We start from the raw sequence: 13,752 nt of genomic DNA on the forward strand, positions 1-13,752 counted from the left end.
GCTCGGTGAGCTCGGCGAGCTGCAGCACCCGTTCGGCCTGCCGCGTCGCGGAAACCAGCAGCGGCCGGTACGCCGGCGGCAGCGACCCGTCGTCCTGGAGGATCTCGATCGACCCGACGACCGGCGGCGCGCCGGCGAAGCGGTCAGGCCTCCAGGTCCACGATCGCGATCACCGGCCCACCCCCGGACGGCCCCTGGTGCACCGCGGCGACCGACACGAAGTTCATCGGGTCCCCGGAGACCGCGGCGACCACGCCGCCCACGCAGGCCTTGATCTGCCGGTGCCAGGCGACGTCGGAGTCGTCGAGCATGATGTTACGCCGGCCGCGGACCCGCCCGGTCGGATCGGCCTCGCACTTGAGGAACAGGTTCACCAGCCGGCCCTTGATGTGCCGCGGGTGGATGCAGTCCACGGGCATGTCGTCCAGGCCCGCGTCCCGGATCGCCGCCCAGACCCCGTCCATGTCCAGGGCGTCCTTCATGATGCTGTGGCCGACGCGGAACCGGCCGCCCACGCCGCGGGCGTTGCCGACGACGACGATCTGCGCCTGGTCGAGCTCGACGCCCGAGGAGCAGGAGGCGACCGAGGAGTAGAGGGAGAGGTCGTGGAAGATCTGCTCCGCGGTGGGCATCTCGATCTCGCCGAGCGCCACCGCGATGCCCAGGGCCGTGGTCGCGTTGGAGACGTCCATCGACTCCAGCGTGTTGTGGGTGTAGACGGTCTCGCCGCGCCGTTCGGCGTCGTTGATCGTGTCCTGCACCAGCAGCGGCGTCTTGGTCTGGACGTAGTGCACGTCGGCCGGGTCGGTGATCCCGGCGCGCTCCATCGCGACCCGGACGCCCGCCGCGACCTTCTCGACCATGGCCGGGCGGCCGATGTCCTCCGGGAGCAGCACCTCGCTCATCGCGTAGCCGACGGTCACCCGCGGCTCGTCGGTCGGCAGGTACCGGCCCTCCGGCGCGTAGGCGAAGATCGTCGCGTGCGGGCTGATCACGCCGTCGGTGCCGCCGGACCACACGAGCGGGACCTGGGCGACCTCCTCCTTGCTGCGGGTGCCCTTCTCCTCCAGCACCGCCCGGTAGGCGTGGGTCGAGATGATCCGGGTGTAGTCGTTCACCCCGCCGTTGCCCTCGGTCTTGCCGACGACGGCGATCACGTCGTCGGCCGAGAACACGCCGGCGTCGATCAGGTCGGCCAGGCCGGCCGCGTCGCTGACGTGCTCGATCGGGACCTTGCGTACCTCGATCGGACGGGTCATGGCAGTGCTACCTCCGGGGTGTGGGTGGGGCCGGTGTCCGCGACGGGTACGGCGGGGTGCGCCGTCCCGTTCGTGCCGGGCAGGTCCGAGCGGCAGGAGCCGACCGGCGTCTCGGTGATCCAGTTGTCGATGGGCTCGTGGCGCTGCAGCGCCCGCCACACGTCCTCGAAGCGCATCGGCATGTGCAGCAGCTCGGCGCCGGTGGCGTGCTGGATGGCGTTGCCGATGGCGGGGGCGACCGAGATCATCGGGTGCTCCCCCACCCCGCGGGCGCCGAACGGGCCGTCGAGCTGGGCGGTCTCGACGACCGCGCTGTCGATGCGGGCCGGGATGTCCCGGGCGGTCGGGATCTTGTTGTCGGTGAACGACGGGTTCAGCAGGCGGCCCTGCTGGTCGTAGATGTAGCCCTCACACAGCGCCGTGCCCAGGCCCTGCACCATCCCGCCGATCGCCTGCCCGCGGACCAGCCCCGGGTTGACGACCCGGCCCACGTCGTACGCCGAGGAGATGGCCAGCACGTCGAACTCGCCGGTCTCGGGGTCGACGTCGACGACCACGCCGTGCGCGCCGTACGTCCAGTCGAGCGCCGGCAGGCCCTGCCCGGTCTCCTTGTCGAGGTTGGTCAGGCCCTGGGCGATGTAGCGCCCGACCCCGACCAGCGGCCCGCCGATGCCGTTGCCGTTCGGGAAGGCGTAGCCGACCGAGAGCTCGGCGAAGGTGACCGACTCCTCGGGCCGGTGCTTGACGAAGACCCGGTCGGCGTCGTGGTCGAGGTCGGCGACGTTGGCGCGCAGCACCTGGCCGGCGACCTCGTAGGCCTGCCGGAGCAGGTCGTCGCAGGCCAGCAGGCAGGCGTTGCCGGAGAGGATCAGGCCCTTGGAGGCCACCGTCTGCCAGTCGTAGGGGTCCTTGTCGGTGTCCCGCTCGACCGCGACCTTGACCCGCTCGACCGGGAACCGGAGCCGCTCCGCGACGATCTGCGCGAGGGCGGTGTTGCAGCCCTGCCCGATCTCCATCAACGCGATGTTGACCACCACGCTGGCGTCGGAGTTCATCTTCACCACTGCGGCCGTCGCGGTGAACGACGGCATCGCCGGTGCCTTGTGCAGCGTGGCGACGCCCTTGCCGATCCGGCGACCGGTGCTGCGCTCGTGCGCGGCCTCCTCCGGCGTGAGCCGGCCGTAGTCGATCGCCTCGGCGACCGCGTCGAGGCAGGCCCGCGGGTCACCGGTGTGCTCGGTGATCCGCTCGCCGGTCATCGTCAGCGAGCCCGGCCGGAGCAGGTTCCGGCGCCGGAACTCCAGGGGGTCCATGCCGATCGCCTGGGCGACCAGCTCCATGTGCCGCTCGAGGCCCCAGAAGAACTCCACGTGCCCGAAGCCCCGGTACGCCGTGCCGTACGGCTTGTTCGTGTAGATCGCGTAGGAGTCGACCGCCGCGTTCGGGATCTCGTAGGGGCCGCCCGCGGAGTAGCCCGACGCGCGGGTCACGTTGACGGCGTAGTCGGCGTACGCGCCCGCATCCCAGTACATCGTCATCTGCTGGGCGGTGATGGTGCCGTCGGAGCGGACGCCGGTCCGGATCCGGTAGGTGAGCGCGCTGCGGCACGGGAGCAGGCTGAACTCCTCCTCGCGGGTCGCCTGCAGCCGCACCGGGCGGCCGCCGGCCTTGCGGGACAGGCAGGCCACCAGCGGCTCGAGGTGGATGCCGGCCTTGCCGCCGAAGCCGCCGCCGACGTGCGGGACGACCACCCGGACCTGGTTGAGCGGCAGCCGCATCGCGGTGCAGAACAGGTTGCGCACGGTGAACGGCGACTGGGCGCTGGTCCAGATCGTGACCTGGTCGCCGGCCTTCCACTGCACGACCGCGACGTGGGTCTCCAGCGGCACGTGCTGGACGGAGGGGTTGGTGTACTCGCGCTCGACGACCCACTCCGCCTCGGCGAAGCCCCGGTCGAGGTCGCCCTTGCGGACCTTCTGGACGTGGGCGACGTTCGTGCCGGGCTGCGGGCTGAACGCGGCCTCGACGTACGCATAGCTGCCGAGGTCGGGGTGCACCAGCGGCGCCCCGTCCCGGATCGCCTCCATCGGGTCGAGCACCGGGGTGAGCACGTCGTACTCGACCTCGATCAGGTCGACCGCCGCGCTCGCGATCTCCGGGGTCTCCGCGGCGACCGCGGCGACCGCCTCGCCGAAGTGGCGGACCACGTCCTTGGCGAGGATGTCCTTGTCGACGACGTACAGCCCGATCTTGTAGTCGAGCTCGTGGCCGGTGAGGACGGCGTGGACGCCCGGGAGCGCCTCGGCTCGTGCGGTGTCGACGCGCAGGATCCGGGCGCGGGCGTGCGGGCTGTGCTTGACCTTCGCGTGCAGCATGCCCGGCAGCAGCAGGTCGCCGGTGTAGAGCGCGTCGCCGGTCAGCTTCTCGACCGTCTCCACGCGGGGGACATCGGTGCCGACGGTGCGCAGCTGGTCAGACATGGCGCAGTCCCCCCGTCACGGGCTGGTTGGTCGGGTCGTCGAGCTGACCGGAGGCGTCCAGGACCGCCTCGACGATCTGCTCGTAGCCGGTGCAGCGGCAGAAGTTGCCCTCGATGCCCTCCTTGATCTCCTCGACCGTGGGCCTGGGGTTGCGCTGCAGCAGGTCGCGGACCGACAGCACCATGCCGCCGGTGCAGAACCCGCACTGGACGGCGTGGTGGCGGGCGAACGCCGCCTGGATGGTCGAGAGCCGGCCCTGGTCCGCCTCGCCCTCGATGGTCCGGATGCTGCCGCCGTCCGCCTCGACGGCCAGGACCAGGCAGGAGTTCACGGTCCGCCCGTCGAGCTCGACGGTGCAGGCGCCGCACTCGCCGGCGCCGCAGCCCTCCTTGGTCCCGGTCAGGCCGAGCCCGTCGCGCAGGAAGCGCAGCAGCGTCCAGTGCTCCTCGACCTCGCGCTCGAAGAGATGTCCGTTGACGGTCACCGAGATCAGCATCACGCCACCTCCGCCAGCGCCCGGCGCACGTACACGCCGACCATGTGGGTCCGGTACTCCTTCGTGCAGCGCACGTCGCTGATCGGGCTGATGGCCGCCTTCGCCGCGGCCACCACCTCCTCGACCGGGGCGTCCGTCGCGAGCCCGTCGACGAGCAGCGGCGTGGGGGCGCAGGAGCTGATGCCGAGGCGGAGCGCGCCGTCCTCGACCAGTGCGGCGACCCCGACGATGCCCAGGTCGTGCCCCTTGATCCGCTTGAGCTTGCGGTAGGAGCCGCGGGCGCCGGCGGCGGCCGGAGGTACGACGACCTCCTCGAGCAGCTCGCCGGGTCGCAGCACCGTGCGCTTGGCCCCGGTGAAGAACTCGGTGAACGGGATCTCCCGCCGGCCGCCCTGCGAGCTGAGCACCGCGTGCGCGCCCAGGCAGAGCAGGGCGGGTGCCATGTCCGCGCACGGCGAGGCGTTGACGACGTTGCCGATCACCGTGGCCCGGTTGCGGATCTGGTGGGACGCCAGGTCCTGCGCGCAGGCGACCAGGAGCGGGTACGACGTGCGGACCCGGTCGTCCTCGAGCAGGTCGTTGATCGTCACCCCGGGCCGGATCAGCAGCCCGTCGTCGGCGCTCCAGCCGAGCTCGCGGAAGCCCTCGACCCGCTTGAGGTCGACCATCACCTCCGGGTGCGCGAGGCCGCCGCGGACATCGCCGAGCAGGTCGGTCCCGCCGGCCAGGACGCGCGCCCGCTCGCCGTACTCCCCCAGGAGCCGGAGCAGCTCGTCGCGCTGTGTCGGAGCCCGATAGCCGAACCTGGCCGCCATGCCGCCTCCCGCTGCGTGGTGCGGCCCGGCCCTCGCGGCCGCCGCAGACACCCCCGATCGGACCACGGTCGCGCGCCGCCGAGTAGAGACCTTCGTCCCGGGCCTGCCGCCGGTCGGGGTCTGGCCGGGCCGGCGGTGTCCTGGCAACCGAACCGGCCACGCGAACGGGTGCCCACGCACCGCCGGCCCGGCACGAGCACGAGCGCCGACCGGGCGGTCCCTCGCGCGGGTACAGTCTCCTCGCGGTCTGGATCCTGGGAACGACATCGGAGCCATCGAGGGCATTCTCCGGAGCAGAGTCCCGATCCGCCCGGGCCTCTAGCTCAACTGGCAGAGCAGCGGACTTTTAATCCGCGGGTTGTGGGTTCGAGACCCACGGGGCCCACTACATGCCCACCCACCCAGCACGAAGGGGAGCGCGGCCCGCGGCCGACGCTCCCCTTCGCTCGCCTCGACGGCGCTAACCGAACACGAGCACCGCCACGATGGTCGACAAGAAGAGTCCGGCGACCACCGGGATGAAGCACATGCGCGCCAGCTCGATCACCGAGACCCGGGCGAAGCCGGCGACCGCGATCAGCGAGGACCACGCGACGAGGGTGCCGCCGCCGGACCAGATGTTGCCCATCTGCCCGATCGCGGCGAGCGTCTCCGGCTCGACCCCGACCACCGGGCCGAGCGTCCCGGAGAGCGAGCCGGTGAGCGGCAGGCCCGAGAAGCCGGAGCCCTCGAGGCCGGCGATCATGCCGATGATCAGGATGCCGAACGCGGTGACGAAGGCGTTCTGCGGGATGTGCGACTGGGCGTTGAGGACCAGGTCGAACAGGAAGGCCGGTGCCGCCGACGTGCCGTCCGGGTTCGCGGCGATGCCGAGGATGCGGCCGGCGAAGTCGCCGTTCCCGATGAAGAAGAAGCCCGCGATCGGCAGCACCACGCCCATCGCCTTGAACGAGAACACCAGGCCGTCGACCACGTGCTCCGCGGAACGCTCCAGGAACGTCTTGCGACCCTCGGCGAAGGCCGCGAGGAAGATCGTGATCGCCGCGATCCCGCCGACGAGCGCGGCGGCGTCGCCGCCCTTGAGCCCGCCGTCGGTGCCCTTGGTGGACATGCCGTAGATCAGGTACACGATCAGCGCGAGGTACGCCGCCGGCACGGCGACCGCGAAGGTGTTGGTGATCCAGGCCGGGCAGCTGACGGCCGCGCCGCCCGAGCCGCCGAGCGCCCGGTCGGCCATCGCGTCGCCGGTGCCACGCCGGGCGCCGTTGCTCGCGCCGTTGCCAGCGCCGCCACCATTGCCGTGCGCGTCACCGGCGGCCTGCTCGGTGAGCACCGCCGTGCCAGTGGCACCCACGAGCGCGCTCTCGCTGTCGCCGGTCCCCCCAGCCACGTGGGCGTGGGCCTGGGCGGCCTGCGGTGAGTGCACCAGTGCGGCTCCGTGGCCGATGGTCGGCGACTCCTCGATCACGACCTCCTCGGCCGCGAGCGACTCCACGTCGCCGCGCTCCCACTCCTCGAGCAGGACGTCGGCGGGCTGGCGCATCTTGCGGAACTCGAGCAGGTAGCCGATCGCCAGCGCGACGCCACCGACGATCAGGGACAGCACCAGCGCGCGGTTGGCGACCACGTCGGCGTTCCCACCGGCTGCCGTGGCGGACAGGCCGGGCGCCACCCGGATGACGAAGTCGCTCGAGAGCGCCATGCCCTGGCCGGCGATGGCGATGGTGAAGGCCACCGCCATCGGCCGCAGGCCGGCCCGGATCGCCACGGGGATGAGCACCGCGCCGATCAGCGGCACGGCCGGCGTCGGCCAGAAGAACAGCGAGATCATGTAGGTCACGACCGCGAGGGTCCAGAACGCCAGGTGGCCGTTGCGCATCACCGGCTTGAACGGCGCGACCATCTTCTGGTCGGCGCCGAGCGCCTGCAGCGCGCCGAGCATGCCGGTCACCAACGCGATGATCAAGAAGATGCTGAACAGCTCCTGCGCGGCGACCAGGCTGGCGTTGAAAACTGCCGACAGACCCTTCGGCAGACTGTGCGAGAAGACGACCGCGGTCAGGAAGGTGAACCCGACTGCGGGCACGATGATGTTCTTGCGGGTCAGCATCGTGACGAGGATGGTGATGACACCGATCAGATAGATCCAGTGGGCGGCGGTCAGGTCATGCATCTAGGCCTCCAGGGCTCTGCGGGTGCTGCGTAGCCTGCTCTCCACCGTCGGGTCGGTCTATGTACACGTTGCCCAACGGCCACTGCTTCTCTTGTGCACGCTGGCGGGTGCCCGGTGGCGTCGCCTCCCGAGATAATGGCTGACGTCCCCGGGATCCGCCCGGGTCCGCCGCCTCCGGTCCGGACCGGTACGACCCGGTGCCGGATCACCGTCTCGAGGAGCGTCGCGTGAACCCAGGTGGGCAGCGTCCGCCCGGCGCACTGGTCCGGATCACCCTCCTGGCCGTCACCGTCCTCGGGACGATGTGCAACAACGTCGTGAACGTGCCGCTGCGCTCGATCGCGACCGACCTGGATGCGTCGGTGGCCTCGAGCGTGCTGTGCGTGAGCGCGTTCGTGCTGACCCTCGCGGTCGCGATGCCGCTCGCCGGCTGGCTCGGGGACCGGGTCGGCATGAAGCGGGCGCTGGTCTGGGCGCTGGTCCTGATGCTCGTGGCCCAGGTACTCGCCGCGGTCGCTCCCAACCTGCCGGCGCTGATCGCGCTGCGGGCCCTGCAGGGCCTGGCCTGCTCGGCCATCCCACCGATGGTGATGGGCCTGCTGGCCGGCTTCTACCCGGGCCGGATGACCCGGATGATGGGCGCCTGGGCCGCCGCCAACGGGATCGGCCAGGCCATCGGACCACCCACCGGCGGCGTCGTCGCCGACCTGCTCGGCTGGCGCTACATCTTCGCGATCCTCGCGGTGGCCTGCGCCGTGGTCATCGCCGGCATGTGGCGGCTGGTCCCCGCGCTCCCGCCCCGGCCCTCGCCGCTGCACCTGCCCGGGGCCATCCTGCTGACCTCGGGGGTCGGCCTGGTCCTGGTCGCCCTGACCGCGGCGGCGCAGCGCTCGTTCCCCCTGGCGGCGACGTCCGCCATGGCCGTGACCGGCGTGCTCTGCGTCCTCGGGTACGGCGTGGTCTCCCGCGGTCGGGTGACCGCGATCGTGCCGGTCGCCCTGATGCTGGAGAGCCGGTTCCTGCGCAGCTCGCTGGCGGCGTTCGCGCAGATGTTCATGCTCGGCTCGGTGCTGGTCGCGCTCCCGCTGTTCTTCACCGGGCCCCTCGACATGTCACCGGGTGTGGCCGGGATGGTCTTCTTCACGCTCCCGCTCGTGATGGCGGTGTCCGCGCCCGTGGTCAGCCGGCTCAGCGATCGCAAGTCGCCCCGGCTGGTGCTCCGGTCGGGCCTGCTGATCATCATCCTGGCCGCCGCCGGCATCGGCCTGGCCGCCTCGCACGGCGTCGGGTCCGGCGTGCGGGCGACGATCGTGGCGCTGATGGTGCTCGCCGGGCTCGGCATGGCGATGGTGCAGACCCCGGCCGCCGCGGGCGCGGCCCGTTCGCCGGCGGGGCGGTACGGCGCGGCCCTGGGCGTGTTCAGCATGCTGCGCTTCTCCGGCTCGGGCGCGGCCGCCGCCTGGGTGGCGCTCGTCTACCCCCACGGCGCGTACCTGGTGCTCTTCCTCGGCTGCGCGGTGGTCGCCTGCTGCGGGCTGGCCGCGACGTTCGTCGGCCCCGACCCGGCCGCCGACCCGGGCCCCGGCCCGGGGTCTCGGGACGCCATGCGGACGGTGGGACAGGTGACACCGTCCGTCTGACGTCCGGGAGCGGTCAGCCCGAGCTCACGTCCCGGTCGACGAGCTCGGCGGTCGCGGCCAGCGTCGAGAGCCGCAGGGCGAGCCAGATCGTGAACTGGGTGTCCGCCTCGCGGATGTCCCGCTCGAGCAGCCGCGAGATCCGGTCCAGCTTGTACAGCATCGTGTTGCGGTGGATCCCGAGTCGCCGCGCCGACTCGTTCACGTTGCCCCCCGCCGCGACGTACTCCCGGGCGACGTCGAGCAGCGTCCCGCTCCGATCCTGGCGGAGCGGCTCGAGGACGTCGGTGAAGAAGCTCTTGCCGGCCGGCTCGCGCGCGAGCCCGAGCAGCGCCGAGTCGACCCGGAGGTCGGCGAAGCCGCAGACCCGCTCCATCCGGAGCCGCTCGCCGAGGTCCAGGGCGATCCGGGCCTCGCGGTAGCTGAGCACGATCTGCTCGGCGCCCTTCACCGGACGGCCGTAGGCCACGTGGACCGGGCGCTGCAGGAGCCGGGCCAGGCGCCGCTCGAGGCCGGTCGCGTAGTCCCGCAGCTCGTGGGCGGTCGGGTCCGGATGCGTGCGGCCCGCCGGTGAGACCTGCCGGACGACCGCGAGCACGTCCCCGACCACGGCGGTCAGCGTCTGCCGGTCGTCCACGGGTGCGACGCGGAGCGCCTCGCGCGCCATCTCGGCGAGCCGGACCGGCGCGTCGCGTTCCGCGATCAGGCCGGCGCTGCGCGCGATCACGACGCCGTAGCGGCCCTCGACGGCGAAGTCGTGGTGCGACGCCCGGGCGACCAGGTCGGCGTGGTTGGAGAACCGGCCGTGCAGCAGCGCGTGCACGAAGTTGCCGCGGGCCCGCTCCTCCGCGCGCTCCACACTGCGCAGCCGCAGCAGCTCGGTGCCGACGATGGTGGCGGCCTGCTCCACCACCACGCGGTGCTCGGCGAGGTCGTGCCCGTGCGGCGAGTCGTCGGCGTTGATGACGGCGATCCACCCCTCCCGGTGGTCGGCCAGCTCGATGGCGCCGACCACGCACACGACCTCGTTGTCGCCGATCGACGTCTCCAGGGTCACCGGCCCCGCCGAGACGTCCTCCTGGAGCAGCCGCTCGTGCAGCTCCCGGACGGTCGCCGCGACCATCGAGGCGTGCATCCACGGGTTCGGCCCCTGGTCGAAGGCCAGGATCCTCAGGTCGGTCGCGATCACGGCCACCGAGCAGTTGCTCAGCCGCGACATCCGGGTGCACAGCGCCGAGACGCCGGCGCCGCGATGGAGCAGCTGCGCCAGCGCGCTGTGCACCCGCTGGGCGTACTGCAGCACGTGGCTCTCGTGGGCCAGCCCGAGGCGGGCGACCAGCTCGGCCAGCGCCCGGGGCGGCACGCCCGGCGGCACGACGACGACGTTCAACCCCGGCACCGCAGGCGGCGACCGGTCGGCCTCGGAGGAGGCGAGCACGAAGACCGCGGCCGCGCCGGCAGCCACCAGCCGCTGCAGCACGGTCGCGGTCAGCTGCTCGGGGCGGGCCATCACCGCGACCAGGTCCAGGTCGCGCGGCGGGTCCTCGAGGTCGGCCAGCGAGTGGCACCACCGCACCGCCACGCCGGGGTCTGCGCCGGCGACGAGCACCGCGCCCTGGAGCAGCCGCTCGTCGAGGAGCCGCTCGAGGGTCACTTCGCCGTGGGGGTCCGACACATGTGCACCTTAGGGCAAGAAAGCGGATCGGATTTGGCACATCTGCCCTTGTCCCGGGCGACGCGGTTCGCGAGTCTGGGGCAACTGCGGCCGACCGTGGCCGACCCAGGTGAGGAGAGCGCGCCAGCATGCACAAGATCTTCAGGATCACCCTCGACGACGCCCTTCCCGTGCTGGCGGCAGCCCGGGCGAAGGCCGAGGAGATCGGGGTGCGGCAGACGATCTGCGTGGTCGACGAGAGCGGCCAGGTGATCGCGCTGCACCGGCTGCCCGGCGCCCGGCTGACCGGCGTGGACATCGCGATCGCGAAGGCCTTCACCGCCGCCGGCCACGAGCGCGCCACCCACAAGTTCAACGAGCCGCCGAACGGGCCGGCCCTCCCGGGCAACGAGGCCTTCGGCATCAGCCACATGCTGCCCGGGAAGTTCGCGATCTTCGTCGGAGGCTTCCCGATCGAGTACGACGGCCAGATCGTCGGCGCGGTCGGGGTCTCCGGCGGCAACGGCGAGCAGGACAAGGCGGTCGGCGCGGCCGCGCTGGAGGCGTTCGCGCAGCACGTCGCTGCGCACCCGCCGCAGTAGCGCGCGGCTCACGGCCGGGCGCGGGCGCAGGTGAGCTCGACCTCGAGGCACGCCCCGCCCGGCAGGGACGCGACCCCGACCGCGGTGCGGACGACCACGCCGCGTTCACCGAGGAGCTCGACCAGCCGCTCGCTCGCGCCGTCGGCGACCCGGGAGTGCTCGGTGAAGCCGCCGACCGCGTTCACGTAGACGGTCATCCGCAGCGCCCGGCCGATCGCGTCGAGCGACCCGGCCTCCCCGGCCGCGGCCGCGACCGCGTTCGCGACAGCGATCCCGGCAGCGGTCCGCGCCTCGTCGACGGAGACCGTGCCGCCGACCTGGCCGGCGTACTGCAGGACGCCGTCGACGCGCGGCGTCATGCCCGCGGTGAGGATCAGGCCGGCCTCGGCCAACGCGGGGACGTAGCGGCCCTGCGGCCGCGGTCGGTCGGGAAGCCGACCGGTGGTCTCAGCCTCGATCCACCGATTTGCGGCGTCGCGAGCGTCACCAGATGGGTGCGCTGGCAAGGCGTCCGGCGCGAAGCCATACCGAGCGTCTATCGAGCGTCGGCAACGCAGCCAGCGTGCCCAGATGGGGGCGCGCAGCAGGCGGAAATCGGTGGATCGAGGCTCAGACGGCAAGCGCCACTCCTTCCATGCGCGGGTCGGCGCCGGCGCGCACGCACCCGTGTCGGTGGTCCATCGAGATCGCGAGGGCGGACCCGCCGGGCCCGCCGACCTGCACCGGCACCGGGACCACGTCGTGGCCCCACGCCCCCAGCGTCTCGAGCGTCGTCGCGGGGATGCCGCCTTCGCACCGCAGCTCGCGGCGGCGCCCGACCACGTCCGCGTCCGAGCCCGGGAAGACGGTGAACCGGGGCAGCGAGACCGCACGCTGGGGGTCGTCGCCGTGGTCGACCAGGTGGCTGATCACCTGCATGTTCCACTGCACCTGACCGTCCCCGCCCGGGCAGTTGCCGGCGTGCAGCAGACCGACACCGGGCTCGTCGAGGAGCCACGCGTTGAGGGTGTGCAGCGGCTTGCGGCGCGGGCGCACCTCGTTGGGGTGGCCGTCGATCAGGTAGGCCCCGCGGCCCAGGCGGTTGTTGAGGATCACGCCCGTGCCGGGCACGCTCAGCCGGGCCCCGAAGGTGAAGCCGAGGGAGTGGATGAAGCTGACGGCGCGGCCGTCGGCGTCGACACACACGGTCGAGGTGGTGTCGCCGGCGACCCGCATCGGCGCCGGCCCGACCCGGTCCCGGCTGCGGATCGCGGCGCGGGTCCGCTCGAGCGCGGCCGGGTCCAGGGTCCGCTGCCAGGCGTCGGTGTCCGAGCCGCAGGAGGCGAACCGGTCGCGGAACGCCGCGGCCGCGGCCTCGGCCAGCCAGTGCACGGCCGGCGCCCCGAGCTGCTCCGACCCGACCAGCTCCCCGTCGCAGAGCGCCGCCTGCTGGAGCACCATCCACCCGGCCGAGGGCATCGGCGTCTGATGCAGCCGGGCGCCGCCGTACGCCGTGGCGATGGCGGGCGCCACCGGCGCGTGCGCGACCGCGGCCCACTCGGCGCCGGAGTACGGCGCCCCGCTCGCGACCAGGTGCTCGACCGCACGGTCGGCGAACCAGCCGGTGTAGAAGGCGTCCGGGTCGGCGGCCAGCCGCTCCAGCGTGGTCGCCAGGTCGGCCTGGCGCAGCCGGGCACCGACCTCGGGTGGGACTCCGCCCGGCAGGAACGCGGCCCGGGCGCCGGGGTCGGCGTCCAGGGCCGCGGCGAACTCCCCGACGTCCGCCCGGGTCTTGGCGCTCGCGGCGACGCCCTCGCGGGCGAGCCGGAGCGCCGGTGCCCACAGCTCGTCGAGGCCACGAGTGGCCCGGCCCTGGAGGGTCCGGACGGCGGCCGGCGCGCCGGGCACCGCGACCGCGTGCGGCCCGGTCAGCGGCAGTGCGTCGAGGCCCAGCCCGGCGTAGAGCTCCGGCGTCCCCCCGTCGGGGCCGAAACCGCTGCCGCTGACGGTCCAGACCTCGCCGTCGGGCTCCCGGACGATCGCGAACGCGTCGCCGCCGAGGCCACACTGGCCGGGCAGCACCATCCAGGCGACGGCCGCCATCGCGAGCGTCGCGTCGATCGCCGTGCCGCCGTCGGCCAGGACCCGGGCGCCGGCCAGCGAGACGAACGGGCTGCTCGAGGTGACCACGCCGCCGGTCCCGAGGACCGGTCGCCGGGCGACCGGCACCGGGTCGGGTCCGCGGCCCATCAGTCCCGACGCAGCTTGCGGCGCCGCGGCCCGCCGTCGGCGACGTCGGCCTCGCTGACGCCGACGTAGACCTCCCCGTCCTCCTCGCGGACCGGGTAGACCCGGATCGATACCGTGGCCGGCGGGTAGATCGGGTCGCCGCTCTCCAGGTCGAAGACGCTGCCGTGGCACGAGCACCGGATGCCGTCGTCGACGAGCTTGCCGCTGCTGAGCAGGCAGTCCAGGTGCGTGCAGTAGTTGCTGGTCGCGTGGACCTGGCCGCGCAGCCGGGCGATCGCGCACTCCAGCTCGCCGACGTAGAAGCGCCGTACGTAGCCCTCGGGCACCTGCCCCGACCGCGCGACACGGTGGAAGACGACCTCCTCGCTGGGCACGTCGGTCTGGTCGACTGATTCGGTCATCGCTGC

11 protein-coding genes and 1 tRNA gene are annotated in these 13,752 nt (G+C 73.0%); 3 read left to right on the plus strand and 9 right to left on the minus strand.

The annotated features are described in order from the left end of the window. Positions 1-143: 143 nt before the first annotated feature. The 4 genes from NOCA_RS23070 to NOCA_RS23085 are packed head-to-tail and all read right to left on the minus strand — an operon-like array spanning position 144 to position 5,050. Entirely contained in the window at positions 144-1,259 is a 1,116-nt protein-coding gene (locus NOCA_RS23070) for a ring-opening amidohydrolase (RefSeq protein WP_011757696.1), read from the minus strand. After that, positions 1,256-3,739, minus strand: coding sequence for a xanthine dehydrogenase family protein molybdopterin-binding subunit (locus NOCA_RS23075; protein WP_011757697.1), 2,484 nt, complete (start codon positions 3,737-3,739; stop codon positions 1,256-1,258). Before NOCA_RS23075 ends, NOCA_RS23070 begins: the two co-directional genes overlap by 4 nt. Then, the gene (locus NOCA_RS23080) at positions 3,732-4,235 is read right to left on the minus strand and encodes a (2Fe-2S)-binding protein (protein WP_011757698.1); all 504 of its coding nucleotides are present in this window, start codon (positions 4,233-4,235) and stop codon (positions 3,732-3,734) included. The genes NOCA_RS23075 and NOCA_RS23080 overlap by 8 nt, the downstream gene beginning before the upstream one ends. Then, complete coding sequence (locus NOCA_RS23085; RefSeq protein ID WP_011757699.1) at positions 4,235-5,050, minus strand: FAD binding domain-containing protein; 816 nt, start codon at positions 5,048-5,050, stop codon at positions 4,235-4,237. Before NOCA_RS23085 ends, NOCA_RS23080 begins: the two co-directional genes overlap by 1 nt. Positions 5,051-5,362: 312 nt before the next feature. Between NOCA_RS23085 and NOCA_RS23090 the strand changes: the two genes are divergently transcribed. Continuing rightward, positions 5,363-5,435 (plus strand) — tRNA-Lys (locus NOCA_RS23090). A gap of 75 nt (positions 5,436-5,510) precedes the next feature. On the opposite strand, the gene NOCA_RS23095 is transcribed toward NOCA_RS23090, so the two are convergent. Beyond that, positions 5,511-7,223, minus strand: a complete 1,713-nt coding sequence (locus tag NOCA_RS23095) for a hypothetical protein (RefSeq protein ID WP_011757700.1) — start codon at positions 7,221-7,223, stop codon at positions 5,511-5,513. 227 nt (positions 7,224-7,450) lie between these two features. Here NOCA_RS23095 and NOCA_RS23100 point away from each other — a divergent pair, with 227 nt between their 5' ends. Further along, positions 7,451-8,863: an MFS transporter gene (locus NOCA_RS23100; protein ID WP_011757701.1), complete on the plus strand. Its 1,413-nt coding sequence runs from the start codon at positions 7,451-7,453 to the stop codon at positions 8,861-8,863. A gap of 13 nt (positions 8,864-8,876) precedes the next feature. Here NOCA_RS23100 and NOCA_RS23105 read toward each other — a convergent pair whose 3' ends face one another. After that, the gene (locus NOCA_RS23105; RefSeq protein ID WP_011757702.1) at positions 8,877-10,535 is read right to left on the minus strand and encodes a PucR family transcriptional regulator; all 1,659 of its coding nucleotides are present in this window, start codon (positions 10,533-10,535) and stop codon (positions 8,877-8,879) included. 128 nt (positions 10,536-10,663) lie between these two features. Between NOCA_RS23105 and NOCA_RS23110 the strand changes: the two genes are divergently transcribed. Continuing rightward, positions 10,664-11,116 (plus strand): GlcG/HbpS family heme-binding protein, encoded by a 453-nt coding sequence (locus NOCA_RS23110; RefSeq protein WP_011757703.1) that lies wholly within the window; start codon positions 10,664-10,666, stop codon positions 11,114-11,116. Positions 11,117-11,124: 8 nt separating this feature from the next. On the opposite strand, the gene NOCA_RS28525 is transcribed toward NOCA_RS23110, so the two are convergent. From NOCA_RS28525 to NOCA_RS23125, 3 genes are all read right to left on the minus strand, one after another. Next, positions 11,125-11,622, minus strand: a complete 498-nt coding sequence (locus tag NOCA_RS28525) for a RidA family protein (protein ID WP_011757704.1) — start codon at positions 11,620-11,622, stop codon at positions 11,125-11,127. A 103-nt stretch (positions 11,623-11,725) separates the two neighbouring features. Further along, positions 11,726-13,345, minus strand: coding sequence for a gamma-glutamyltransferase (locus tag NOCA_RS23120; RefSeq protein ID WP_041546863.1), 1,620 nt, complete (start codon positions 13,343-13,345; stop codon positions 11,726-11,728). Beyond that, positions 13,345-13,746: a Rieske (2Fe-2S) protein gene (locus tag NOCA_RS23125; protein WP_011757706.1), complete on the minus strand. Its 402-nt coding sequence runs from the start codon at positions 13,744-13,746 to the stop codon at positions 13,345-13,347. The genes NOCA_RS23120 and NOCA_RS23125 overlap by 1 nt, the downstream gene beginning before the upstream one ends. Between the last annotated feature and the right edge of the window lie 6 nt (positions 13,747-13,752).

The sequence above is a fragment of the Nocardioides sp. JS614 genome (genome assembly GCF_000015265.1).
Lineage (GTDB): Bacteria > Actinomycetota > Actinomycetes > Propionibacteriales > Nocardioidaceae > Nocardioides.